Origin of the sequence: Alteriqipengyuania halimionae, from assembly GCF_009827575.1 — a bacterium.
GTDB lineage: Bacteria > Pseudomonadota > Alphaproteobacteria > Sphingomonadales > Sphingomonadaceae > Alteriqipengyuania_A > Alteriqipengyuania_A halimionae.
Genome location: NZ_WTYR01000001.1, coordinates 528,139 through 550,466 on the forward strand (window position 1 = coordinate 528,139; position 22,328 = coordinate 550,466).

The window sequence follows — 22,328 nt, forward strand, 5'->3', positions numbered from 1 at the left end:
ATTTGTGCTGAAATGACCGACCGCTCTCCTCTCGACGATTTCCGCAACGCGCTGGCCGTGGCCGCGCGTGCGGTGGCGCAGGAAGACGAGGTCGAGCTTGCCTGGACCTCGGACCAGCCGAGTGCGAGCGGCAAATCGATGCGCGTTCCGATGCCGGGGCGCGAGATCGAGGCGCGGGCGGCCCGGCGCGCGCGCGGCGCGGCGGATGGCTTTGCACTGCGGCTGCGCCATCACGACGATGCGCTTCACGCCGCGAAGATGCCGCGTGATCCGCTGGCGCGGGCGGCGTACGAAGCGGTCGAGCAGGTTCGCTACGAAGCGCTGGGCGCGCGCAGCTATGCCGGGATCGGCGATAATCTCGACGCCGCGCTCGAAGAGCGACTGGCGCGCGATCCGATCACCCGCGCCGATGCGCCCGACGAAGTGCCGCTCTCGACCGCGCTATCGCTGATGCTGCGCGAAAAGCTGACCGGGCGTCCGATCCCCGAAGTGGCGCAGCACGGCGTCAATCTGATGCGCGAGCGGATCGAGGCTCAGGCGGGTGCGGATTTCGACGCGCTGGCTTCGAGCCTGGAGGATCAGGAAGCGTTCCAGCAGCTTTCGCTCGACATGTTGCGCCACTTGCAGCTCGACATGCCCGAGGAAGCCGACCCCGACGGCGAAACGGGCGAGGACGAGGACGGCGAGGAAGACACGTCCGAAGAGGACACCGACGCGCCCGACGAAGGCGATGCCCAGCCGTCGCCCGACATGGCGCAGGACGCGCGCGGCGAGGAGCAGGAAGGCGAGGCCGAGGGCGAGATGTCCGACGCCGAGAGCGAGGGCGAACCGGCCGAGGACGGGGAGGAGGGCATGATGCCCGTCCGCCCCAACCGCCCGTGGGACGAACCGCCCGGCGGGCTAGATTACCGCGTCTTCACCGACCGGTTCGACGAGACCGTCGAGGCCGGGGAATTGTGCGACAACGAGGAACTGGGCCGGTTGCGCGCCTATCTCGATTCGCAGCTCCAGGGGTTGCAGGGCGTGGTGACCAAGCTCGCGAACAGGCTCCAGCGCCGGTTGATGGCGCAGCAGAACCGCAGCTGGGATTTCGACCAGGAAGAAGGCCTGCTCGATGCCGCGCGGCTGGCGCGCGTCGTGATCAGCCCCGGCCAGTCCCTGAGCTACAAGGTCGAGCGCGAGCAAGAGTTCAAGGACACCGTCGTCACCCTGCTGATCGACAATTCCGGCTCGATGCGCGGACGCCCGATCTCGATCGCGGCGATCAGCGCCGATGTGCTGGCGCGCACGCTCGAGCGCTGCGGGGTGAAGACCGAAATCCTCGGCTTCACCACCCGCGCGTGGAAGGGCGGGCAGTCGCGCGAGGCATGGCTGGCGGACGGCAAGCCCGCGCATCCCGGCCGCCTCAACGACCTGCGGCACATCGTCTACAAGCAGGCCGACCAGCCGTGGCGCCACGCCAAGAAGAATCTCGGTCTGATGATGCGCGAAGGCATCCTGAAAGAGAACATCGACGGCGAGGCGCTGGTCTGGGCCCACCGCCGCCTGATCGGACGGCCCGAGGAACGCCGCATCCTGATGGTGATCTCCGACGGTGCCCCGGTCGACGACAGCACGCTGAGCGTGAACCACGCCGGCTATCTCGAGGCGCATCTGCGCGGCGTGATCGACTGGATCGAGAAGCAATCCCCGGTGCAACTGGTCGCCATCGGCATCGGCCACGACGTGACCCGGTACTACAAGCGCGCGGTAACGATCATGGACGTCGAACAGCTCGGCGGCACGATGATCGAGCAGTTGGCTGGGTTGTTCGAGGACGAGGGGTGACGGGGAACACCGAACTATCAATCGCCATGATCGGTGCCGGCGCTGCTATCGGAGGTGGTGTTCTGACTTGGCTTCTCGGTCAAGTTAGTAATCTCACCGACTATCGCCGGAAGAAAAATGATGAGCGAGATGCCACTGCAGAGAGGTCTCGCGCAGTTCTCCATGGGTCATTTTCAGTCTGCAATTTCTTGGCAGAGAAATTGAATGATTGGGATGAAAGCAAAAATGTCGCTGACCTAGCCCGATTGACCGTCGCTCAGCCATACATCGCCAGACTCATTGATAGGTCGCCTCAAGAGAATGAGATTCTAAGCGTCTCTTTAATCGATTTAGGATTACGGCTTGAAAGCCTCCTTTTTGTCATCGGTAGAGTTGTCGGTGAACAAGAGGAATTTCCGGCCTCGCAGATTGGTGCGGTCGATGACGCGGCAGGTGAACTAGGATCGGCTGTCGAGCTTGTCCAACTGCTGTTAAATCCGGATCCAGCTATGATTTCAGAGGAAGAATTGGCTGAGATGGTCACTAACCCTGAGGCAATCGGACAGACGACTGAAGGTAATGATGAAAGTAACTGAAGCCGTCCAATCGCGCCGCTCGGTGCGTGCGTTTACCGATCAGCCGGTCGAGCTCGAAACGCTGCGCCGGGTGCTCGACACCGCGCGCTGGGCGCCGTCGGGGTGCAATTACCAGCCGTGGGAAGCGACCGTGCTGACCGGCGAGCCGCTCGAGGCCTTGCGCGCAAAGCTACGCCAGTCCGAGATGCAGAAGCCCGAATACGATTGGGACGCGCCCAAGCAGGAGGATCGCTACAAGCGTCGCCTGTATGAATTGTCGGCCAGCATGTTCCAGGCGCTGGGGGTCGCGCGCGAGGACACGCAGGGGCGGATGGCGGCGATGGCGCGCAACACCGAGAGTTTCGGCGCACCCGCCCTCCTGCTATGCTATTTCCCGCGCCTGATGAAGGAGGCGCAGTGGTCCGACACCGGCATGTGGTTGCAAACCGTCATGCTGCTGTTGCGCGAGGCGGGGCTCGATAGCTGCCCGCAGGAATACATGGCCTATTTCGCCGAACCGATCATGGAGCATATCGGCGTCAGCCGCGAGACGCACATGTTCTTCTGCGGCCTCGCCATCGGCTATCGCGACGAGGACGCGGCGGTGAACAATTTTGAGCGCGACCGAGTGCCGCTGGACGAAACCATTCGCTGGCAGGGTTGGTAGGCGGCTCAGTAAGCGCAGACTGAAAAGTCGTTTCCATTCCAGCAGGCCGGGTCTTGAGCCGAGCGAGTGGCTGCGCCCCAGCGCGAATTGATCCCGTCGGACGTGAGGCCGCGGACCTCTGCATTCGTCTTGTCGATCTTGGAAACGCTGACGCTTGAAATCCGGCCATATAGCGCACCGCCGCCCGTTTTTGACGTGAGGGTGAAGCCGCCATTCGACTGGGGTGAGAACTCGCAAGGAGCGTCCAACGCCTGCTTGCCGCCACTGATGATCTTGCAATCGACGATACGTTTGCCGGTTTCCGGCGACGCAGCCGTGTTCGCCGCCGTCGCAGGCGCGCTGTCTTGCATTTCGCCGGCGGGATCGGATGTCGGAGCCGGCGCCGTCTCAGCCATGTCCTGACCGGAGGCCTGCGGCGTCGAACTATCCACATTGTCAGTGCTTTGGGGTTGCGGCTCAACGTCAGTCTGGTTCGAACAAGCGGCGACGAAAATGGATGCAGTAAGCACAAGTGCGAGTCGATTGGTCATGTATGCCCCGGAAATAACAGCAATGAATACGGCGTTTCTCAAAGGAGAGAGCGAGGTCTGGAAACGTGAGCGGGCTTGTTGCGTTCCGCAAATCGCTGCGCCATTGCGCGACCATGTCTGAAACGCCGCTAAAACTGTTCAACTCGCTCACTCGCGCAATCGAAACCTTCACCCCCGTCCACGAGGGCGAGGCGCGCGTCTATACGTGCGGGCCGACGGTCTACAATTACCCTCATATCGGCAATATGCGCGCCTATGTGTTCGCCGATGTGCTGGGCCGGACGCTGAGCTGGCATGGCTACAAGCTGACCCATGTCATCAACATCACCGATGTCGGCCACCTGACCGACGATGCCGATGCGGGCGAGGACAAGATGGAGAAGATGGCGGCGCAAAAGGCGCAGTCGATCTGGGACATCGCAAAGCACTACACCGAGGCCTATTGGGACGATGTGAAGGCGCTCAATATCCGGCAGCCTGCGCACTGGTCGGTGGCGACCGATTACATCGAGGACATGCTCGACTTCGCCAGGTCGATCGCCGACAAGCATTGCTACGAACTCGATAGCGGGCTCTATTTCGATGTCTCGACGGTCGCGGATTACGGGCGGCTGGCGCGCGCGGTGACCGACGAAGGGGAGGGCCGGATCGAGACGGTCGAGGGCAAGCGCAACGCCGCCGATTTCGCGATCTGGCGCACAACGCCCGCAGGCGAGACCCGCCAGATGGAATGGGACAGCCCGTGGGGCCGCGGCGCGCCGGGTTGGCATCTCGAATGCTCGGTGATGGGCGGCAAGCTGCTCGGCTTCCCGTTCGACATCCACACCGGCGGGATCGACCACCGCGAGATCCACCACCCCAACGAGATCGCGCAAAACCAGGCCTTCTGCGGCTGCGGCGGACTGGATGATGCCGCGCATTCGGGCGCGCGCATCTGGATGCACAACAACTTCCTGGTCGAGCGATCGGGCAAGATGAGCAAGTCGTCGGGCGAGTTCCTGCGGCTGCAATTGCTGGTCGACAAGGGCTATCACCCGCTCGCCTACCGCATGATGTGCCTGCAGGCGCATTACCGCAGCGAGCTTGAATTCTCGTGGGAAGGCCTCGGCGCGGCGCTGACGCGGTTGAAGCGGATGGTGATGCAGGCAGGGCGCCTCGCCGATGCGGAGGCGGGCGATCCGTCGCACCCCAAATTCGCGGCGCTGCTCGAAAAGTTCGACGCGGCGATCAGCGACGATCTCAACACCTCGATCGCGCTGACGGCGCTCGAGGAAGCGCTCGCGGTCAAGAAGGTCGATGCCGGCGTCAAACGCGCGGTGATCGAGCGGATGGACGCCGTGCTCGGCCTCGGCCTGATGGAGCTGACCCGCAAGGACCTGCGCGTGCGTCCGAAGAATGCCGAAATCACCGAAGCCGACATCGAACAGGCACTATCCGACCGCAAGGCCGCGCGGGCGGAGAAGGACTTCGCCAAATCCGACGCGATTCGCGACGACCTCGCCGCCAAGGGCGTCGAGGTGATGGATGGCGACCGGCTCGGCTGGGAATGGAGACTGACATCATGATGAAACTGCTTTTCGCCATCGGCGCATGTGCCTTGCTGGGCACCGCTGCCGTCGGTTGTCCCGCACCCCCGCCTGCCGACGACGCAGCGAAGTATGAACTCCTGTACGATCTCTACCATCCCTTCACCGATCCTGCGATCATGCCCGGAGCCGATTGGAACCGGATTCCGTTTTCCCCCGAGACCGCGGCACTCGTCCAGCGCTGGCAGGACCAGATCGAAGGTCCGATGGACGAGCTCAATTCCTTCGGCTGGCTGTGCCAGTGCCAGGACTGGTCGGCAGAGACGTTCACATTCGATATGGTGGAAACCAGCGCCGATGGAGCGGTCATTCGTGTGGATTCAGGCTGGGGCGACGCGCAGATTACTAGGTTCGATCTCGTCGAGTTCGATGGCAAATGGTTGGTCGACAACATCACCAATGCCTCCTTCCCGGATGGCCTCAAGTGGGCTCTGCGAAACGAGATTGCTAAATGACCACCGCCGTTCTGTCCTCGCTGATCCGCCCACTGGTGGAGCCGCGCCTGCCCGACTGGGTCGAGCCGCTGTGGTTCATGAGCAAGGAAGAGGCGCTGGAGCTGGCGCCGAAGGCCGAGATCGGGTGGTTCGATTTCAATGAGCCGGGTCCGATGTGCGAGGTGGTGACGGCGGCCGAGAACCTCAAATGGCTGACCTCGATCTATGCCGGGCTCGATTTCCTGCCGCTCGACCTGCTGCGCCAGCGGGGCGTGACGGTGACCAACGGCGCGGGCATCAACGCGATCACCATCGCCGAATATGTCGTGATGGGCATGCTCAACGTGGCCAAGGGCTATCGCGACGTGGTGCGCGCGCAGGACCGGCACGAATGGCTGCACGATAGTCCGGGCAAGGTGGAACTGTGCGGAAGCAAGGCGCTGCTCCTGGGCTATGGCGCGATCGGCAAGCTGGTCGAGGAGCGGCTGCTGGCATTCGGCGTCGATGTGTCCATCGTGCGGCGATCAGGTGGCGAGAATGCCCTCGGCCCGGAAGAATGGCAGGCCAGGCTCGGCGAATTCGACTGGGTGATCCTGGCCGTACCCTCCACGCCCGAGACCGAAGACATGATCGGGGCAGACGAACTCGCGGCGATGAAATCCGACGCGGTGCTGATCAACATCGCGCGCGGGACCGTGGTCGATCAGGACGCGCTGGTCACCGCGCTCGAGGAAAAGACGATCGGGGCTGCGTTTCTGGACGTGACCACGCCCGAACCGCTGCCCGAGGACCACAAGCTGTGGACGCTCGATAACGCCCATGTGACGATGCACCTTTCGGGACGCGCGCAGAGCAAGATGTTCCAGCGCTCGGCAGACCGCTTTATCGAGAACCTCGACCGCTACGAACGCGGCGAAGACGTGCAGCCGCAATTCGACCTGTCGCTGGGCTATTAATCCTCGTTGAGCAGCAGCAATTCGGCTTCCACCGTCATCACCGGCTCGGGCCGGTTTTCATAAGTCACGGCGCGCACCTGTGCGTCGGCCACCAGCAGGCCGGCGAGGGTGAATTCGTGTTCGGGCAGGGTTTCGATGAAGCCGTCGGCGGTTTCGCAATCCGCGCTGCCGTGGAAGCGCAGGGTGATGGTGTGCCGCGCCCCCGAGAAGGTCGCACTGGCCCAGGGCCGCTCCTCCATCGCAAGCAGTTCCGCGCAGCCTCCGGCCATTTCCTGCAAGGCGGCGACCACGCGCTTTCCGGCGCGTTCGGCGGCGACGGAGACGGGGGCGGGGCGGATCGGGTCAATGTACATGGGCGGCTCCTGCGCGGTATTTGTTCATGAAATGTTCTACACGTTCTTCGGTTCGTGCGCGGGGGATGCGTCCATTGCGCAAGTCTTCGACGAAGCGCGGATCGCGCGCGGCCAGGCGGCCGAACTTGGTCCAGGGCATTCCTGTTTCGCGCAGGAAAATCTCGATCTTGCGAATCAGCATGGGCGCTCTCCAGCGGGCGGGCGGCGAATCGGTGAAAGGATTTGTCCCTCGCGAAATCCTACTTGTCTAGGAAAAATCTTTCGCCTAAGGAAATTTCATGCATGATGACGACGCCCGCGCCAATCTCGCCCGGCTTGCCGAGCAGCGAAAGGCGAGCCTGAAGAGCCTGTCGGCGATGATCGGTCGCAATGCATCGTACCTCCAGCAATATCTCAATAAGGGCAGCCCGCGGCGGCTCGACGAAAGCGACCGGCGGACGCTGGCGCGGTTCTTCGGGGTGGATGAGGGGATGCTGGGCGCGCCGGAGGAATTTTCCCGCGCGGTGGACAGCCCCTATGTCGAGATCTCCCGGCTCGATGCCGAGGCGGCGGCGGGGGCAGGGGCCGAAGGTGGCTCGCAGGAGATCGGCCATATCGGCTTCGCTCCGCACTGGTTGCGTGCGCAGGGGCTCGACCCCGCGCATTGCTCGGCGATCGCGGTGCGCGGCGATTCGATGGAGCCGACGCTGGCCGAGGGGGACGAGATCCTCGTCGATACCCGCACCGCGCCTTTGCGCAGCGGGGTCTATGTGCTGCGGGTCGACGGGCAATTGTTGGTCAAGCGGCTGGCCCCCGAACGCCCCGGCACGCTGATCAGCGACAATGCGATCTATCCGCCCCTCGAACGCGATCCGGCAGAGGTCGAGGTGATCGGCCGCGTGGTGTGGAAGAGCGGGCGGTTGTGATGCGCTTCAATGTCGCACAGGGTGAGAACGATAGGAGATATCATGTCGCATTTACGTGCCGCGCTGGCCCTGTTGATTCTAGCTGCCGCACCGGCCGCGTCGCTCATAGTGGCCCCGCCTGAAACAGCGGCGCAGGATCGTGCCGTTGCCGATGGGCAGATGCTGGCGCGCGAAGCCTACACCTTCCCGTTCGACACCTACGAAGAATGGCAAAGCTTCATGGATCGCGCGCCCGAGGAGCGATGGCGCGCAGCCGCCGTATCGCCCTTTTTCACGCCGGAGCAATTCGACCGCTACCGCTCGGGTGAGACAGTCAGGCTAGAGCGGATCGCCTATGCCAGCGATGGTCTGCGCATCAAGGGCGTGATCGCTGTGCCTCGCGATGCGACAGGTCCGCTGCCCGTCGTCATCTACGCCCAAGGCGGCGTGGGCGAGTGGAGCCGCCTGACCTTCTTCGATATCGTCGAGATGTCCCGCCTTGCCGAACAGGGCTTTATCGTCGTGGCCAGCCTGCGGCGCGGGGAAGGGGGCAGCGAAGGCGAGCCTGCAATGGGCTCTGGCGACCTCTCCGACATGCTCAACCTGCTCGCCCTGATCGATCAATTGCCCGGCGCAGATCGCGAGCATATCCACTATCTCGGATTCTCGCGCGGCGGAGCGCTCGGCTACCGGCTACCGGCTGCTTGCCGCGACCGACCGGATCGATTCCGCGGTGATGGTCGGCGCGCCCAGCGATCTCGTAAATTCCCCAAGACGCGCCGAGTTCGACGAGTTTGTCTATCCGGGAACCGCGGAAGGCTATGAGGCCGATCCGGAGCGTGCTTTGCGAACTCTCTCGGCGCTCTACTGGCCGCAGGACATGGACCCCGATGCGCGTCTGCTGCTGCTGCACGGCGCGGACGACGAGCGCGTTGAAGTGACGGACAGCCTTGATCTCGCGCGGGAATGGCAAGCGCTCGGCCGACCTTTCGCGCTCCGCGTATATGAGGGCGGATCGCATTCGTTGATCGAGCACAGGGCCGATGTGCGCAAGCTCATCGACGGCTGGTTTGCGCCATGACGGCCGCTGTCTCGCTCAGGAGGGGAAGCGGCGGTAGTCGTCGCGCCGCAGGGTCAGCATGTAATCGGCGATGAGCTCGACGTCCTCGGGCGACAGGTCGACATCCATGATGTCGGGATAATTGTGCGAATCGCCGAGGAAGACGATCAGGCTTTCGCGCGTCAGCCCTTCGGCATTGGCGATGTCCTCGAAGCCGGGGGCGGGCGCGATCGGCGAGGTGGCGCCGGCGGTCACCGCATGGCACCCGGCGCAGGTCGCCTGGACCAGCACCGGCGGTTCGGCAGCTTCAGCGGTCGCGGCGCTTCGCTCTGCCGTCGTTGCGCAGCCTGCAACCGCTGCGAGCGCCCCTGCTGCGACAATCCATCGCCATTCGATCATACGCCGTCCCTCTGTCTCACCGTTTTCATACGCTATACACGCTCGATCAAGCGCTTCATTGACATGTATCAAGTTTCGGATCGGTACGACCTTCGGGCCGAGCGGAATGCCGATTGCGAGGACTTGATTGGCCACGTCCCGCTCTCCGGTCTGCGCGTGCCAAGCTTGCAATCGCCGGGTGCGTCGACCACTTGTCGGGCATGACCGAGACGACCAAAGCGCCGATGAAAGCCGCCATCCTGCCGGTAACGCCCCTCCAGCAGAACTGCTCGCTGGTGTGGTGTACCGACACGATGAAAGGCGCGCTGATCGATCCCGGTGGCGATCTGGACAAGCTCAAGCAAGGCGTCGCCAAGGCGGGCGTCGAGCTAGAAAAAATCCTTATAACCCATGGACATATCGACCATTGCGGCGAGGCCGGCGCGCTCGCGAAAGAACTCTCGCTACCGATCGAAGGTCCGCACGAGGCCGATCGTTTCTGGATCTCGCGGCTCGACGAAGATGGCAAGAAATACGGCATTCGCGGCCAGGTGTTCGAGCCCGATCGCTGGCTCGCCGATGGCGATCAGGTGACCATCGGCAATTTGACGCTCGACGTCTATCACTGCCCCGGACACACGCCGGGCCATGTCGTGTTCCACCACGCCCCCAGCCAGTTTGCGGCGGTCGGCGACGTGCTGTTTCAGGGCTCGATCGGACGCACCGACTTCCCGATGGGCAACCACCAGGACCTGCTCGACGCGATCGTGCAGAAGCTCTGGCCGCTGGGGAATGAAACCACGTTCATCCCCGGTCACGGCCCGGTCAGCACATTCGGGCACGAGCGGCAGAGCAATCCCTTCGTCGGCGATGCCGCGCTCGCCTAGACGAATCGGTTCAGACGATACCTGCGGCAATCAGCGCAGCGTAAACGGCGAGGCCGATCAGCGTCAGCATGGTGACGAGCACGCCGACCATCCGCGCCTTGTGCGGTTTGTCCGAATCCATCCCGATCGCATGCGCCACGCGGGCTAGCAGATAGACCCCCACCACCGCGCTCAGCCATGTCCCTCCGCGTCCGGCCAGTTCGATGCCGGCGACCAGCAGCAGAACGAACGGGGTATTCTCGACGAAATTGAGCTGCGCGCGCATCCGCCGCGTCAGCGGGCCGCCCCCATCGTCGCCGTGGAGGACCTTCTGCTTGCCGCGCAGCTGCCCGATGCGCACCGCGAGCCAGAGATTGACCAGCGCCGCGGCGGCGCAGGCACTCAGCGTAATCGGGAGGATGATCGTCATATCGTACTTCCTTCGCGGTGCGACCCGGCATTGCGCTTTGGCGCCGATCAGGGTGCTAGCGCGCGCCCACAGCGCTTGCAACGGAGGGAATTTGCGCTATAGGCCGCGCCTTCGCCGCATCCGAGGCTTCGTCACTCCGCGCTCTTGCGCGCGCGGGAGGCATCGCCTAGGTCGGCATCCGAAATTAGTGATTTACGCGAAGGTTAGGTGCCGAGATGGCAGTCCCCAAAAGAAAAGTATCGCCGCATCGCCGTGGCAATCGCCGCGCCCACGATTCGCTGAAGGTCGAAGCATTCCACGAATGCTCGAACTGCGGCGAATTGAAGCGCCCGCACAATATGTGTGCGGCGTGCGGCCATTATAACGGTCGCCTCGTGGCCGAGCCCAAGGGCATCTGATCCCTCTTACCCGTAATCGGGAGATAAGCGCATGAGCCTGCCGCGTATCGCCATCGATGCGATGGGCGGCGATGAAGGTGTGCGCGTAATGATCGACGGTGCCGCGCTCGCGCGGCGCCGCCATGATCGTTTCCAGTTCCTGCTGGTCGGCGACGAGGAGCGGATCCGGGCCGCGCTCGAGGATCACCCGAATCTCGCCGCCGCATCCGAAATCCTCCACGCGCCCGAAGCCATTGCCGGCGACGAAAAGCCGAGCAAGGCGATCCGCCGCGCCAAGACCACTTCGATGGGAATGGCGATCAATGCGGTGAAGCAGGGCAAGGCCGGGGCAGCCGTGTCGGCCGGGAACACCGGCGCGCTGATGGCGATGAGCAAGCTCGCGCTGCGGACGATGCCGGGGATCGACCGACCCGCGCTCTCCGCGCTGTTGCCGACGCTCGGCGATCACGACGTGCTGATGCTCGATCTGGGTGCCAACACAGAGTGCGACGCCCGCAATCTCGTGCAGTTCGCGATCATGGGCGCGGCCTATTTCCGTATCGCCACCGGGGTCGAGGAGCCGCGCGTGCGCCTGCTCAACATTGGGACCGAGGAGACCAAGGGCACCGGAGAGCTGCAGGATGCCGCGACCAGGCTGAAGGAAGTCTCGGAGGATCTCGCGATTTCGTTCGAAGGTTATGTCGAGGCGGACAAGATCAATCGCGGCGAAGTCGATGTGATCGTCTCGGACGGTTTCTCCGGAAATATCGCGCTCAAGGCAGTCGAGGGGGCGGCCCGCTTCGTAACCGACCTGCTGCGACGTGCCTTCACCAGTTCGCTGCGATCGAAGTTCGGCTTCCTCGTCTCGCGACCGGCCACCGAGTTGCTGAAGCACTCGCTCGATCCCAACAACCACAATGGCGCAGTTTTCCTGGGCCTCAACGGCGTGGTCGTGAAGAGCCACGGCAGCGCCACCGCGATTGGCGTGGCGAATGCCGTCGCGCTGACGGCAAGATTGCTGGAGGAAGACCTGACCAAACGGATCGAAGCCGACCTTGCTCGGCTGGGCGAAGAAAGTCTGCGGACAGGCGGCCAGCGCTGATGCGACGTTCCGTACTGCTTGGGACGGGCTCGGCGCTGCCCGAAAATTGCGTGACCAACGCCGATCTCGCGACCCGGATCGACACCACCGACGAATGGATCGTGGAACGCACCGGCATTCGCCAGCGCTATATCGCGGCGGAGGGCGAGACGACCTCGACGCTCGCGACTGCGGCCGCGCGCAAGGCGTGCGAAGCGGCGAATGTGGATCCGGAATCGATCGACCTGATCGTGCTCGCCACCGCGACGCCCGATAATACTTTTCCGGCGACCGCGACCCAGGTTCAAAAACAGCTCGGCTGTCGCGGCGGAATCGCGTTCGACGTCCAGGCCGTCTGCACAGGTTTCCTGTACGCAATGGGCGTGGCCGACTCCATGCTGAAGAACGGCATGGGCAGTCGCGCTCTGGTGATCGGTGCGGAGACGTTCAGCCGGATTCTCGATTGGGAGGACCGGACGACCTGCGTATTGTTCGGTGACGGAGCAGGTGCTGTCGTGCTGGAATCGCGCGACGGTGAGACAGAACGCGGTGTGATCGCGAGCAAGCTGCACGCCGATGGCGAGCACAAGGAACTGCTCTATGTAGATGGTGGTCCCTCGACCACCGGCACCGTCGGCAAGCTCCGGATGAAAGGGCGCGAGGTTTTCCGCCACGCGGTCGTCAACCTCGCCGAGGTTCTGGGCGAAGTCCTCGAGCAGGCCGACATATCGGTGACGGATATCGACTGGGTGGTGCCGCATCAGGCCAACGCCCGCATCCTCGATGCAACTGCGCGCAAGCTGGGTCTGCCGGCGGAAAAAGTGGTGGTGACCGTAGACAGGCATGCGAACACATCGGCAGCGTCGGTGCCACTGGCGCTCGACACCGCGATCCGCGACGGGCGAATCAAGCAGGGCGACCTGGTCATGCTCGAAGCAATGGGCGGCGGCTTCACGTGGGGCGCCAGCCTTTTGCGAATGTAAATCATATGCAGTTCGTCGAGGCTCAAGGCAGGTTCGCCGTGAATCCGTTGCAATTCCGGACTAATCCTCTAGGAGCGGTCGTGGGTCGCGAAAGGTAGGGCAGACCTCATGCGTTCGACGAATACGCTTACCCGAGCAGACTTGTGTGAAGCCGTTCACAAGAAGACCGGCTATCCGCGCAGTGAATCGCAGGACATGGTCGAGGCGATCCTCGATCTGATGACTGATGCACTCGTCTCGGGCGAAAATGTGAAGATTTCCGGGTTCGGAACCTTTCTCCTTCGCGACAAGGCGGAGCGGATCGGCCGAAATCCCAAGACCGGTGTCGAGGTGCCGATTACCCCGCGCCGCGTGCTGACGTTCCGCGCGAGCCAGACGCTTCGCGACAAGGTTTCCGACGCGTGAGCGACGACGCCTCGCTCTTCGACGATGGCAAGGACCCCGAGGCCTTGCGAACGATCGGCGAGGTTTCCAAGGCGCTCGGTATCAAGCCTCATGTGCTGCGCTACTGGGAAGAACAGTTCCCGATGCTCAAGCCGACGACGCGTGCGGGCGGACGACGGTATTATCGTCCGGCCGACATCGCCTTGGTTCGGCGGATCGACGATCTCGTCAACCGTCAGGGCTATACGCTGAAAGGCGCGCGAAAGGCTTTGTCGAGCAAGGATCAGCCGGTCGGCGAAGCGATTTCCGCGCCGCATCCCCAGCAACGCGAGCCGCGCGAGATCGAAGCGCCCGCTTTGGTACCGCAATTGCGCGCGATTCGTGACCGGCTCGCGTCGGCGCTCGACGCCTAGGACAATTCCTCTATCGGATAGCGCCGCAGCTTCAGGTCGCAGCCCGAGCTGCAGACATCGCTCCAATGCGACACGTCGCATTCCAGCTGAACGAAACCAGCGGTCGGGAATTTCGCGGCTATCCGCTCCCTATCCGAGACATTGTCGTCGAGCCTGATAAGGTCGAGTGCCAGAAAAGTCAGGCCCGGATTATGTCCAACGAGTAGCAATTCGTCGAAACCGTCATCCTGCGCCTGAACAAGTTCGAGCAGCGTTCCGGCGCTGGCGAGGTAGATGCGATCTTCGAGCACTTTCTCAGGCGCCTCGTCGAATTCGCAGCACACGGCATCGAAGGTCTCGCAACAGCGGCGGGCAGGGGATACCAATGCGTGTCGGTATTCGCCGCAAGAGTGTTTGATGTAGCGCCCCATTGCCTGGGCTGCGGTGCGTCCTTCGTCGCAGATCGGCCGATCGAAATCGCTCGACGCGCCAGCATCCCAATCGGACTTTGCATGACGGAGGAGAGCGAGGCGCTTCATGCCTGTGCTACGCATGCGCTGCGGGCGTAGTTCCATCCGAAAGTTGATTTTTGTTAATCTCTCGCTCGGCGACACGCGCAATCGCTTCGTCCAGCGTGCAGCGAGTTACCGGTGTGCCGGGCGGGAAAGCAGAAAGCAGGCGGCTGGGAAAGGCGGGCGAGAGCATCACGAACTGGCCACGATCATCGGCGCGCCGAACAAGGCGTCCGAAAGCCTGCGCGAGCCGCGCGCGGATGATGCGGTCGTCATGCGCCTGGGCACCGCCTTCGGCTTCGGCGGCCGCGAGGCGGCGCGCGCGGTGTAGAATTGTGGGGCGCGGCCACGGGACCTGTTCCATCACCACGCAGCGCAGAGAATCTCCCGGCACGTCGACTCCGTCGCGCAAGGCGTCGGTGCCGAGGAGCGAGGCGCGCGGATCGTCGCGGAAGATGTCGGTGAGCGTGCCGGTATCGATGGGATCGACATGCTGGGCGTAGAGCGGGAGCCCGGCCCGGGCGAGTCGGTCGGCAATCCGGCCGTGGACCGCGCGCAATCGCCGGATCGCCGTGAACAGGCCTAGCACACCGCCGCCTGCGGCCTCGATCAACCGTGCATAGGCACCAGCCAGCGCCGGGATATCGCCGCGACGGATATCGGTGACGACCAGGATCTCCGCGAGATTTGCATAATCGAACGGGCTGGGCGCGGCGAAGGTCTCCGGCCGGACGCCGACATGCTCGGCCCCGCTGCGCGCAATCGCGCTGTCCCACTGCGGCTCGCCATCCCGGTCACGCTCGGTCAGCGTGGCGCTGGTCAGCATAACGCCATGCGCGCCTTCCAGCACAGTCGCGGCAAACGGCTTCATCGGATCGAGCCAACGGCGGTGGATCGCGACATCGAATTCGCGCGCGTCGGAGCGTTCGACCGCGAGCCAATCGACGAATTGCGGTTCGGCCAGATTATCTCCGTCGACCCCGCCGAGGCGATCGAGCATCGCTTCCCAGGCTGCGATCAGATCGATTCGCCACCCAAGCGAATGGCGCGCCCCGTCGACCCGTGCGCGGCCCTGCGCGTCTAGCCAGTCGGGCGCGTCTTCCATCACCGCTTCGAGCCGCCCGGCTAGCTTCAGCAAGGGCTTGCGGAGCGCGGCGAGGGCATCGGCTGCATGGCCTGCCTGTTCGATCAATGCGCCATCGAGGCTCGCCGCTTCGGTTTCGATTCCATAGCCCGCTTCGACTCCGCCGCTTTCGTCGCGGGCATATGTGGTCGCCCGGACGGCGGCGAGCAGGGCCTCGATCGGGCCCGACGCTGCGCCTTCTGCCAGCCGACCGAGCCAGCCAGACGCAGGAAGCGCTTCGGCTGCTTCGCTCGCCGCGTCGATCGCATTGCCTCCCGCTTCGTCATAGCTGGCGATATCCGCAAGGCGCGCGGCCAAGCCGCGGCGGCGACCCTTGGAGCCGCGCTCGGGCCCGAGGATCCATCGTTTCAATTCGATCGCTTCACCACCCGAAAGCGCTGCAGCGAAAGTCGAATCGGCTGCGTCGAAAACATGATGGCCTTCGTCGAAGATTACGCGGGAAGGGCGGTTGGCGGCATCGCGTCCGCGGGCGGCGTTGACCATAACCAGCGCATGATTGGCGATGACGAGGTCCGCATCGACCGACTGGCGCGCGGCCCGTTCGATGAAGCATTTCCGGTAATGCGGGCATCCGGCATACACGCATTCGCCGCGCCGGTCGGTCAACGAAGCGATCGCGCGGCGACGAAACAACGTGCCGAGCCAGCCCGGCAAGTCACCGCCGATCATGTCGCCGTCGCGGGTATAGGCGGCCCAGCGCGCCACCAATTGCGCAAGGATGGCGGGACGTCCGCCGAAGCCGCCCTGCAAGGCATCTTCGAGGTTCAGCAGGCAGAGATAGTTCTCGCGCCCCTTGCGCACGACCACGGGCGGCGTGCCGTCGGTTCGCTGTTCGGGCCAGGCGCGCGCGCTTTCGCTGCGCAGCTGGCGTTGCAGATTGCGTGTGTAGGTAGAGACCCAGACGGTCCCGCCGCTTTCCTTTGCCCACAGCGAGGCGGGGGCAAGATAGCCGAGCGTCTTGCCGATCCCGGTACCCGCCTGCGCCAGCAGCATATGCGGTGCGTCGCGGCGGGTGCGAGGGGCGAACACGTGGGACGCGACCCGGGCATAGTCGCGCTGGCCCTCGCGGCGTTCGGAGCCGTGGCCGGTGAGGGTGTCGAGCTGCGCGGCGATTGCATCGCCCTCCAGGGTAACCTGGCGCGGTTGGGGCCGGTCGGCGGCTTCTTCCCATTGGGGAAGACGGGAGAACAGCCACTTCTCTGCGCGTTCGGGCTTGCGAATGGCGATGCGCTGGGCCCAGGGCCAGCGCAGTCGGGCAAGCGACTGCAGCGAGGACCAGGCCCCTTCGCGCTCGGCCCAGTCGTCGGCTTCGCAGCGCGCCAGCAACTCGCCCGCCGCGCGCTGAAGCAGGGCGGGCACGTCCCCATCCGCTTGTGGAGGCGTGATGCCCAAAGCCTCTGCCAGCCCCTTGGGTGTGGGGACGCAAAACCTGGCTGGATAGACGAAGGCGAACAGTTCGAGCAGGTCCAGCCCCGATAGATCGGGATAGCCAAGACGCGTGGCGACCAAAGGCGCGTTGAGCATCAGCAGCGGGGTATCGGCAGCCGACGTCACCGCTTCTCCTTTCGCCACTTCCCGCACCGAGCCATCGGGATCGCACAGCCAGGTGCCGGCGTGCGAAGCGTGCAGCGCGGAAAGGGGAAGGGGGGCAGTCACTGCGGCGACGCTAGAACGAAGGTGGAACGCGACGCAAGGTGCGCGAGTTCGCGTATTAACCGATTGTTTCAGATCAAGTGCTTTGGTGTGCGCACAGGCACGAGGCCGCCTGCGATATGACGGGGATGATCCACTTTTGTCTTTTATCGATCAGTTATTTCAGCGTGCGAACGAGGAAGCGCAAAGCCTGCTTCTGGCCGCGCTCGATCAGCTGGCAGAGGGGGTCATCGTGGCCGATGCCGACGGTCTTCTGATCTATGTAAATCCTGCCGCTGCAGCGATCCACGGCGTTGGTGAATTGCATGTCAGTCCTGCGGATTACTCTCAGACGTATCATCTGCTGACGTCCGAAGGAAAGCCGTATCCGCCAGCAGATCTGCCGTTGTCGCGGGCGGTGCTTCATGGCGAGACGGTTCGTAATGCGCATTGGAAGATTGCCCACCCCGATGGCAGGATCGTCGATGCGGTCGGTTCCGCACGGCCGGTTCTCGACAAGAAGGGAGACCAGATCGCGTCGGTGGTGACCATGTCGGATCGGACGATTGAAATGGCCGACCGGAGGAGGCTCGCCAATGCGCTCGAAACCAAGGACACGCTGCTTTCCGAAGTGAACCACCGGGTGAAGAACAATCTCTCCCTGGTGAATTCGCTGCTGACCCTGCACGCCCGCCGGATGGATGACCCTCAGGCGAAAACAGCCTTTACGGATGCATCGGCGCGGGTTGGTGTGCTGGTCGATATTCATAGCCAGCTGTTCGCCCTCGACACTCATCGCAGCATCGAGGTCGTATCGTTCCTAGCCCACCTGACGCGAGAGACGTTGCGTTCGATGGCGGTCGGACGCGATGTCGAGCTCGTGATCAAGCAATATGGCCGCGCTTTACTCTCGACCGACCAGACAACGACCCTGGCGCTCGCTCTCAACGAATTGACTCTCAATTCGCTGAAGCATGCATTCAACGACACGGAGAAACCCCGGATCGAGCTGGAGATGATGGCAGGCTCGAACATGCTGTCGATCGTCTATTGCGACAATGGATGCGGCATGGAGGACAAGCCGGCGGCGAGTTCGACCGGGATTGGCGAGGCTCTTATCTCGCAGTTGACGACGTCGCTATCGGCGAAGCTCGAGAAGCGCCACGGCGTCGAGGGTTTCTGCGTCGATATCGAAATCCCGCTCTACTGAGAACGGCCTCCGGATTGCCGGTCGCGGGGCTTCGCACTTGCAACATGGCGGCGAAACGGCAAGAGGCGATGGCATGAGCATGACCGAACTTACCGCCGCCGCACGCGTGTCCAAGGCCTGGCCGTTCCAGGAGGCCCAGCGGCTGCTCAAACGCTATCCCGACGGCGCCAAGCCCGACGGTTCGCCGGTGCTGTTCGAGACCGGCTACGGCCCCTCCGGCCTGCCGCATATCGGCACGTTCCAGGAAGTGCTTCGCACGACGCTGGTTCGCCGCGCGTTCGAAGCCATGATCGGCGCGAAGCGGGAAGACGGCAAGACGCGGCTGGTGGCTTTCAGCGACGATATGGATGGCCTGCGCAAGGTGCCCGACAATGTCCCCAACAAGGACGTGCTTGAAACCAATCTGCACAAGCCGCTGAGCCGAATTCCCGACCCGTTCGATTCCGGGCACGGCAGCTTTGCCGCGCACAACAACAAGATGCTGCGCGATTTTCTCGATCGCTTCGGTTTCCAGTACGAATTCGTCGCCGCGTCCGATCGCTACAATTCGGGCGCGTTCGACGATGCGCTGCGCCAGGTCCTGCGCAAGAACCAGGACATTCTCGCCATCATGCTGCCGACGCTGCGCGAGGAGCGGCGACAGACCTATTCGCCGGTACTGCCGATTTCGCCGACCAGCGGCAAAGTGCTCCAAGTTCCGGTGGAAGTGGTCGATGCCGAGGCTGGCACAATCCGTTTCACCGAAGAAGATGGCAGCACAGTCGAACAGAGCGCGCTGGGCGGGCAGGCCAAGCTGCAATGGAAGGTCGATTGGGCCATGCGCTGGTATGCGCTCGGTGTCGATTACGAGATGTACGGCAAGGACCTGACCGACAGCGGCGTGCAATCCGGTCGGATCGTGAAGGTGCTGGGTGGCCGCAAGCCCGAGGGTTTGATCTACGAGCTCTTCCTCGATGCCAATGGCGAGAAGATTTCCAAGTCCAAGGGCAACGGACTGACGATCGAGCAGTGGCTGCAATATGGCAGCGAAGAGAGCCTTGGCTTCTACATCTTTCCCAATCCCAAGAGCGCCAAGCAATTGCATGCGGGCGTGATCCCCCGCGCGGTCGACGATTACTGGGCGTTCCGCGAGCGGCTGACCGAACAGGCGCTCGACAAGCAGCTTGGCAATCCCGTGTGGAACCTGCTGCGCGCCAATGGCAGTTTCGAAAGCGCCGAGGCACCGGGCGCAGGGGACAACCTGCCGGTCAGCTACGCGCTTTTGCTCAACCTGATCGGCGTGTTGGGAGCGGAGGCGGACAAGGACCAGGTTTGGTCCTATCTCGGCAATTACGTAGAAGATGCCGACGCGGGTAGTCATCCCGAGCTCGATGCGATGATCGACCATGCATTGGCCTACAACCGTGATTTCGTTGCCCCAACGCTGGTCAAGCGTGCGCCGACGGAGGTCGAGGCGCAAGCGCTGCGTGAACTTGATGCGCGCCTGGCCGAGGTGCCTGCGGGAACGAGTGCGGAAGACCTTCAGACGATGGTGTACGAGATCGGCAAGGATGATCGTTTCGGCTTCGAAAACCTGCGCGACTGGTTCCGGGCGCTGTACGAGATCCTGCTCGGCTCTTCGCAGGGGCCGCGGATGGGCAGCTTCATCGATCTCTACGGGATTGCAAACACCCGCAAGCTGATCGCGACCGCGCTCGCTTAGGCGCGCCTCCGCATGGAGCCGGTCAGCCGCCCCATTTGCGGGTGCGGTACCACTTGGTAACGACGTATTTTACACCGGCTTCGACCGGTGTGCCGGCATGCATGGTGTCGTAATTCACGGTGCCGTCGGGCAGGGCGTTGTTCCAGATCAGCAGCGCGCCGCGTTGCGGCGGCACCGACAGGCCGAGATGCACGAAATTGGTTGCGCCGCCTGCCTCGACATCATTGAGATAGATCATCGCCGTCCAGCTGCGCTGGCCGCCCGTCGCCTTCTCCCCCTTCCAATACGAGGCGTTGGTCCAGAACCAGTCGCAATGTTCCTTGAACTGTTGTCCCGGAAGATAGCGCTGGCCTTGTAGGTGCTCTCCGTAGGTCGGCTCGATTCCCAACAGGTCGTCGATCCGCCGGCTGATCGAACGCACAAACGGGTCCGCGAAGCTGACATCGCCCGAATAGCTCGTGCGGTACTGCGCGTCGTAATCAAGGTCGAACACGCTCGATGGGCGCGCGACCTCGTCGACCAGCCCGATGAAGCGATCGCATTCGGCAGGGCTGAGAAATTCGCCGACCGCATAGAGCTCGGCGCCTTCATCGACGAGAGTCTGTACCCGCGGATTGGCTTGCAAGCGGGTGCGCACCGCAGCACCGAGCTTGCGCAGCGCGCTGCGGTCCTCGTGCTTGCCGATGCGTGGGCGCGCGACTGTAGACGGTGCGGTGTTGTCCATTCGGGCAGCGATATACGGCAGCGCTGCGCATTTCCAGACGCTTGGTCGACCATACCATCTTGTCGCGATCGAATTTGCGCGACAGAACAGCGGCATGAGCAACACGAACACGGCTTCGCAAACGCGCTATTCCTATGGCGCGATGATATTTCACTGGGTGATTGCAGTCGCGGTCATCGTCAACTGGCGCATCGTCGAGAACGCGCATGGGCTGAAGGGTGCCGCACGCGGCGACTTGATGAACGATCACAAGGCATTGGGGATCGCGATCCTCGTGCTGACTGTCGGACGTCTGCTGTGGCGATGGACCCATCCTCGACCGCCGCTCGCCAGCCACCTTGCCGCCTGGGAAAAGACGCTAGCCAAGATCACGCATTTCATCTTCTATCTGCTTCTGATCGCTTTGCCGCTCGGCGGCTGGCTGGCCAACTCGTTTGCCGGCCGCACGATCGATTTCTTCGGCCTGTTCACGATCGGAACTCTTCCGGTCGGCGAAAGCCGCCAAACGGCGGGCACAATCTTCGAGCTGCACGGGACCGGTGCCAACATATTGCTGATCCTCGTCGCGCTGCACGTTCTCGGCGTGGTCAAGCACATGGCGATCGACAGGGACGGTCAACTGTGGCGGATGCTCCCCTTCGGAACAGCGACGAAGAACTAAAAGAAGCCCTCGCCTCCTAAGGAAGGCGAGGGCAGGATTTCATCCCCCAAAGGACCCTGGGTGGGGATGAAAGGGAAGACGACTACCAGAAGAAGTCGTAGATCACGTCGCGCACTTCGCCTGTGTAGGTGTTCACCAGTAGCACATCGTCGTAATAGCGAACCCAGCGGTAGGGGCCGTAGGCCGGCGGCAGGCGATACTGCCAAGGATTCACGATCCGGTAGCGATTGCCGTAGAACAAATTGTCGAGGAAGATCCCGATGCTCAGCCGGCGATAGCGATAGTTGCGGTAGGGCACGTGATACCGGCCGATGCGGTAGGACGTGCGATTATGGGTACGATAGCGCTGCCAGTCGTAGCGCCGCTGATCGCGCCAGCGACGGTTCCAGCGACGATAGTCTCCGCCACGATAATCGCGATAGCGGCGCTGGTCGCGCTGACGATACGCCTGCCGCGTCGCGTCGCGGCGACCTTCGCGATAGGCTTGGCGGGTCTGGCGCCGATCCTGACGGCCATCGGCACGGCGTTCATCGCGGCGACCCTGGCGATAGGCCTGGCGCTGCTCGGTCCGCTGACGGACGCGCCGATCCTGGCGGCCATCGGCACGGCGTTCCTGCCGAGTTTCCTGCCGACGCTCCGCGCGGCGTTCCTGCCGAGTTTCCTGCCGACGCTCCGAGCGCCGTTCCTGGCGACGCTCTGACCTGCGTTCCTGGCGTCGTTCGGTGCGTCGCTCCTGTCGGCGTTCGGTTCGCTGACGCTGGGTGCGCTGGGTCGCGCGATCCTTGCGGCGTTCGCTGCGAGCCTTGCGGCGCTCCTGGCGATCCTGCTCGACGAACGACGCTGCGTGCATGGTTGCGACGCCTGCGTTGGCCTCGGCAGCATTTGCGGGCAGCGCCGCGAAAGCCAGGCCCGCGGCAAGCGCGGCGAGTGCGGATTTGGTGAAGAGGCTGGCTCCGGCCATTGTCCATCTCCTGTTCTTCTTCCGACACCCCTCGCGCCGG

At 63.5% G+C, this 22,328-nt stretch carries 27 protein-coding genes; 18 read left to right on the forward strand and 9 right to left on the reverse strand.

Annotated features, from left to right (window positions below):
• Window positions 1–12: 12 nt before the first annotated feature.
• Genes cobT through GRI68_RS02605 form a run of 3 tightly spaced genes read left to right on the forward strand, consistent with a single transcriptional unit; the run spans window position 13 to window position 3,048 of the window.
• A complete protein-coding gene (gene cobT, locus GRI68_RS02595; RefSeq protein WP_160615622.1) occupies window positions 13–1,827 on the forward strand; it encodes a cobaltochelatase subunit CobT in 1,815 nt (604 codons plus the stop codon).
• Window positions 1,824–2,402, forward strand: coding sequence for a hypothetical protein (locus GRI68_RS02600; protein WP_160615624.1), 579 nt, complete (start codon window positions 1,824–1,826; stop codon window positions 2,400–2,402). Before cobT ends, GRI68_RS02600 begins: the two co-directional genes overlap by 4 nt.
• Window positions 2,389–3,048: a nitroreductase gene (locus tag GRI68_RS02605; protein WP_160617810.1), complete on the forward strand. Its 660-nt coding sequence runs from the start codon at window positions 2,389–2,391 to the stop codon at window positions 3,046–3,048. The genes GRI68_RS02600 and GRI68_RS02605 overlap by 14 nt, the downstream gene beginning before the upstream one ends.
• 5 nt (window positions 3,049–3,053) lie before the next feature.
• On the opposite strand, the gene GRI68_RS13600 is transcribed toward GRI68_RS02605, so the two are convergent.
• A complete protein-coding gene (locus GRI68_RS13600; protein WP_199799700.1) occupies window positions 3,054–3,578 on the reverse strand; it encodes a hypothetical protein in 525 nt (174 codons plus the stop codon).
• 113 nt (window positions 3,579–3,691) lie between these two features.
• Here GRI68_RS13600 and cysS point away from each other — a divergent pair, with 113 nt between their 5' ends.
• The 3 genes from cysS to GRI68_RS02620 are packed head-to-tail and all read left to right on the forward strand — an operon-like array spanning window position 3,692 to window position 6,554.
• A complete protein-coding gene (cysS, locus tag GRI68_RS02610) occupies window positions 3,692–5,143 on the forward strand; it encodes a cysteine--tRNA ligase (RefSeq protein WP_160615627.1) in 1,452 nt (483 codons plus the stop codon).
• Window positions 5,140–5,619: a hypothetical protein gene (locus GRI68_RS02615; protein WP_160615629.1), complete on the forward strand. Its 480-nt coding sequence runs from the start codon at window positions 5,140–5,142 to the stop codon at window positions 5,617–5,619. Before cysS ends, GRI68_RS02615 begins: the two co-directional genes overlap by 4 nt.
• Window positions 5,616–6,554 (forward strand): D-2-hydroxyacid dehydrogenase, encoded by a 939-nt coding sequence (locus GRI68_RS02620; protein WP_160615631.1) that lies wholly within the window; start codon window positions 5,616–5,618, stop codon window positions 6,552–6,554. Before GRI68_RS02615 ends, GRI68_RS02620 begins: the two co-directional genes overlap by 4 nt.
• Here GRI68_RS02620 and GRI68_RS02625 read toward each other — a convergent pair.
• Both GRI68_RS02625 and GRI68_RS02630 read right to left on the reverse strand, forming a co-directional pair.
• Entirely contained in the window at window positions 6,551–6,907 is a 357-nt protein-coding gene (locus GRI68_RS02625) for a hypothetical protein (protein ID WP_234028693.1), read from the reverse strand. The two genes, GRI68_RS02620 and GRI68_RS02625, sit on opposite strands and share 4 nt — an antisense overlap.
• Window positions 6,897–7,088: a hypothetical protein gene (locus tag GRI68_RS02630; RefSeq protein WP_160615633.1), complete on the reverse strand. Its 192-nt coding sequence runs from the start codon at window positions 7,086–7,088 to the stop codon at window positions 6,897–6,899. The genes GRI68_RS02625 and GRI68_RS02630 overlap by 11 nt, the downstream gene beginning before the upstream one ends.
• Window positions 7,089–7,185: 97 nt before the next feature.
• Between GRI68_RS02630 and GRI68_RS02635 the strand changes: the two genes are divergently transcribed.
• Genes GRI68_RS02635 through GRI68_RS13860 form a run of 3 tightly spaced genes read left to right on the forward strand, consistent with a single transcriptional unit; the run spans window position 7,186 to window position 8,872 of the window.
• Entirely contained in the window at window positions 7,186–7,812 is a 627-nt protein-coding gene (locus tag GRI68_RS02635; RefSeq protein ID WP_160615635.1) for a S24 family peptidase, read from the forward strand.
• A gap of 42 nt (window positions 7,813–7,854) precedes the next feature.
• On the forward strand, window positions 7,855–8,616 hold the full coding sequence (locus tag GRI68_RS02640; protein WP_160615637.1) for an alpha/beta hydrolase family protein: 762 nt from the start codon (window positions 7,855–7,857) through the stop codon (window positions 8,614–8,616).
• A complete protein-coding gene (locus tag GRI68_RS13860) occupies window positions 8,528–8,872 on the forward strand; it encodes an alpha/beta hydrolase family protein (protein ID WP_267902078.1) in 345 nt (114 codons plus the stop codon). The genes GRI68_RS02640 and GRI68_RS13860 overlap by 89 nt, the downstream gene beginning before the upstream one ends.
• Before the next feature lie 15 nt (window positions 8,873–8,887).
• On the opposite strand, the gene GRI68_RS02650 is transcribed toward GRI68_RS13860, so the two are convergent.
• Window positions 8,888–9,250, reverse strand: coding sequence for a cytochrome c family protein (locus GRI68_RS02650; RefSeq protein ID WP_199799701.1), 363 nt, complete (start codon window positions 9,248–9,250; stop codon window positions 8,888–8,890).
• Between the two features lie 200 nt (window positions 9,251–9,450).
• On the opposite strand from GRI68_RS02650, the gene GRI68_RS02655 reads away from it, so the two are divergent.
• Window positions 9,451–10,116: an MBL fold metallo-hydrolase gene (locus GRI68_RS02655; RefSeq protein ID WP_325063747.1), complete on the forward strand. Its 666-nt coding sequence runs from the start codon at window positions 9,451–9,453 to the stop codon at window positions 10,114–10,116.
• Between the two features lie 10 nt (window positions 10,117–10,126).
• Here GRI68_RS02655 and GRI68_RS02660 read toward each other — a convergent pair whose 3' ends face one another.
• Window positions 10,127–10,525 carry an MAPEG family protein gene (locus GRI68_RS02660; RefSeq protein WP_160615641.1) on the reverse strand — a complete coding sequence of 133 codons (399 nt, stop codon included), beginning with the start codon at window positions 10,523–10,525 and terminating at the stop codon, window positions 10,127–10,129.
• 215 nt (window positions 10,526–10,740) lie between these two features.
• On the opposite strand from GRI68_RS02660, the gene rpmF reads away from it, so the two are divergent.
• From rpmF to GRI68_RS02685, 5 genes are all read left to right on the forward strand, one after another.
• Complete coding sequence (gene rpmF, locus GRI68_RS02665) at window positions 10,741–10,923, forward strand: 50S ribosomal protein L32 (protein ID WP_160615644.1); 183 nt, start codon at window positions 10,741–10,743, stop codon at window positions 10,921–10,923.
• A gap of 31 nt (window positions 10,924–10,954) precedes the next feature.
• Entirely contained in the window at window positions 10,955–12,004 is a 1,050-nt protein-coding gene (gene plsX / locus GRI68_RS02670; protein WP_160615646.1) for a phosphate acyltransferase PlsX, read from the forward strand.
• The gene (locus GRI68_RS02675) at window positions 12,004–12,966 is read left to right on the forward strand and encodes a beta-ketoacyl-ACP synthase III (protein ID WP_160615648.1); all 963 of its coding nucleotides are present in this window, start codon (window positions 12,004–12,006) and stop codon (window positions 12,964–12,966) included. The genes plsX and GRI68_RS02675 overlap by 1 nt, the downstream gene beginning before the upstream one ends.
• A gap of 108 nt (window positions 12,967–13,074) precedes the next feature.
• Window positions 13,075–13,371 (forward strand): integration host factor subunit alpha, encoded by a 297-nt coding sequence (locus GRI68_RS02680; protein WP_160615650.1) that lies wholly within the window; start codon window positions 13,075–13,077, stop codon window positions 13,369–13,371.
• The gene (locus GRI68_RS02685; RefSeq protein ID WP_160615652.1) at window positions 13,368–13,763 is read left to right on the forward strand and encodes a MerR family transcriptional regulator; all 396 of its coding nucleotides are present in this window, start codon (window positions 13,368–13,370) and stop codon (window positions 13,761–13,763) included. The genes GRI68_RS02680 and GRI68_RS02685 overlap by 4 nt, the downstream gene beginning before the upstream one ends.
• On the opposite strand, the gene GRI68_RS02690 is transcribed toward GRI68_RS02685, so the two are convergent.
• Together GRI68_RS02690 and GRI68_RS02695 are read right to left on the reverse strand one after the other, a co-directional pair.
• A complete protein-coding gene (locus tag GRI68_RS02690; RefSeq protein ID WP_160615654.1) occupies window positions 13,760–14,281 on the reverse strand; it encodes a SixA phosphatase family protein in 522 nt (173 codons plus the stop codon). The genes GRI68_RS02685 and GRI68_RS02690 overlap by 4 nt on opposite strands.
• A gap of 7 nt (window positions 14,282–14,288) precedes the next feature.
• Window positions 14,289–17,054: an ATP-dependent DNA helicase gene (locus GRI68_RS02695; RefSeq protein ID WP_160615656.1), complete on the reverse strand. Its 2,766-nt coding sequence runs from the start codon at window positions 17,052–17,054 to the stop codon at window positions 14,289–14,291.
• Window positions 17,055–17,190: 136 nt separating this feature from the next.
• Between GRI68_RS02695 and GRI68_RS02700 the strand changes: the two genes are divergently transcribed.
• Both GRI68_RS02700 and GRI68_RS02705 read left to right on the forward strand, forming a co-directional pair.
• Entirely contained in the window at window positions 17,191–18,240 is a 1,050-nt protein-coding gene (locus GRI68_RS02700) for a sensor histidine kinase (protein WP_160615658.1), read from the forward strand.
• Window positions 18,241–18,313: 73 nt separating this feature from the next.
• Complete coding sequence (locus tag GRI68_RS02705; RefSeq protein ID WP_160615660.1) at window positions 18,314–19,942, forward strand: lysine--tRNA ligase; 1,629 nt, start codon at window positions 18,314–18,316, stop codon at window positions 19,940–19,942.
• Between the two features lie 22 nt (window positions 19,943–19,964).
• On the opposite strand, the gene GRI68_RS02710 is transcribed toward GRI68_RS02705, so the two are convergent.
• The gene (locus GRI68_RS02710; RefSeq protein ID WP_160615662.1) at window positions 19,965–20,666 is read right to left on the reverse strand and encodes a prolyl hydroxylase family protein; all 702 of its coding nucleotides are present in this window, start codon (window positions 20,664–20,666) and stop codon (window positions 19,965–19,967) included.
• A 94-nt stretch (window positions 20,667–20,760) separates the two neighbouring features.
• Between GRI68_RS02710 and GRI68_RS02715 the strand changes: the two genes are divergently transcribed.
• Complete coding sequence (locus tag GRI68_RS02715; protein WP_160615664.1) at window positions 20,761–21,327, forward strand: cytochrome b; 567 nt, start codon at window positions 20,761–20,763, stop codon at window positions 21,325–21,327.
• Window positions 21,328–21,409: 82 nt separating this feature from the next.
• Here the strand turns inward: GRI68_RS02715 and GRI68_RS02720 are convergent, their stop codons facing one another.
• A complete protein-coding gene (locus GRI68_RS02720; protein WP_234028695.1) occupies window positions 21,410–22,288 on the reverse strand; it encodes an RcnB family protein in 879 nt (292 codons plus the stop codon).
• Window positions 22,289–22,328: the final 40 nt, after the last annotated feature.

Bases quoted from the DNA above. Each gene is read 5' to 3' on its own strand.
- GRI68_RS02620 (WP_160615631.1), top strand. From the start codon at position 5,616: ATGACCACCGCCGTTCTGTCCTCGCTGATCCGCCCACTGGTGGAGCCG.
- GRI68_RS02680 (WP_160615650.1), top strand. From the start codon at position 13,075: ATGCGTTCGACGAATACGCTTACCCGAGCAGACTTGTGTGAAGCCGTT.
- GRI68_RS02625 (WP_234028693.1), bottom strand. From the start codon at position 6,907: ATGTACATTGACCCGATCCGCCCCGCCCCCGTCTCCGTCGCCGCCGAA.
- GRI68_RS02710 (WP_160615662.1), bottom strand. From the start codon at position 20,666: ATGGACAACACCGCACCGTCTACAGTCGCGCGCCCACGCATCGGCAAG.
- GRI68_RS02715 (WP_160615664.1), top strand. From the start codon at position 20,761: ATGAGCAACACGAACACGGCTTCGCAAACGCGCTATTCCTATGGCGCG.
- GRI68_RS02660 (WP_160615641.1), bottom strand. From the start codon at position 10,525: ATGACGATCATCCTCCCGATTACGCTGAGTGCCTGCGCCGCCGCGGCG.
- GRI68_RS13860 (WP_267902078.1), top strand. From the start codon at position 8,528: ATGGTCGGCGCGCCCAGCGATCTCGTAAATTCCCCAAGACGCGCCGAG.
- GRI68_RS02720 (WP_234028695.1), bottom strand. From the start codon at position 22,288: ATGGCCGGAGCCAGCCTCTTCACCAAATCCGCACTCGCCGCGCTTGCC.
- GRI68_RS02675 (WP_160615648.1), top strand. From the start codon at position 12,004: ATGCGACGTTCCGTACTGCTTGGGACGGGCTCGGCGCTGCCCGAAAAT.
- cysS (WP_160615627.1), top strand. From the start codon at position 3,692: ATGTCTGAAACGCCGCTAAAACTGTTCAACTCGCTCACTCGCGCAATC.
- GRI68_RS02690 (WP_160615654.1), bottom strand. From the start codon at position 14,281: ATGAAGCGCCTCGCTCTCCTCCGTCATGCAAAGTCCGATTGGGATGCT.
- GRI68_RS02655 (WP_325063747.1), top strand. From the start codon at position 9,451: ATGACCGAGACGACCAAAGCGCCGATGAAAGCCGCCATCCTGCCGGTA.
- GRI68_RS02650 (WP_199799701.1), bottom strand. From the start codon at position 9,250: ATGATCGAATGGCGATGGATTGTCGCAGCAGGGGCGCTCGCAGCGGTT.
- rpmF (WP_160615644.1), top strand. From the start codon at position 10,741: ATGGCAGTCCCCAAAAGAAAAGTATCGCCGCATCGCCGTGGCAATCGC.
- plsX (WP_160615646.1), top strand. From the start codon at position 10,955: ATGAGCCTGCCGCGTATCGCCATCGATGCGATGGGCGGCGATGAAGGT.
- cobT (WP_160615622.1), top strand. From the start codon at position 13: ATGACCGACCGCTCTCCTCTCGACGATTTCCGCAACGCGCTGGCCGTG.
- GRI68_RS02705 (WP_160615660.1), top strand. From the start codon at position 18,314: ATGAGCATGACCGAACTTACCGCCGCCGCACGCGTGTCCAAGGCCTGG.
- GRI68_RS02615 (WP_160615629.1), top strand. From the start codon at position 5,140: ATGATGAAACTGCTTTTCGCCATCGGCGCATGTGCCTTGCTGGGCACC.
- GRI68_RS02640 (WP_160615637.1), top strand. From the start codon at position 7,855: ATGTCGCATTTACGTGCCGCGCTGGCCCTGTTGATTCTAGCTGCCGCA.
- GRI68_RS02605 (WP_160617810.1), top strand. From the start codon at position 2,389: ATGAAAGTAACTGAAGCCGTCCAATCGCGCCGCTCGGTGCGTGCGTTT.
- GRI68_RS13600 (WP_199799700.1), bottom strand. From the start codon at position 3,578: ATGACCAATCGACTCGCACTTGTGCTTACTGCATCCATTTTCGTCGCC.
- GRI68_RS02635 (WP_160615635.1), top strand. From the start codon at position 7,186: ATGCATGATGACGACGCCCGCGCCAATCTCGCCCGGCTTGCCGAGCAG.
- GRI68_RS02630 (WP_160615633.1), bottom strand. From the start codon at position 7,088: ATGCTGATTCGCAAGATCGAGATTTTCCTGCGCGAAACAGGAATGCCC.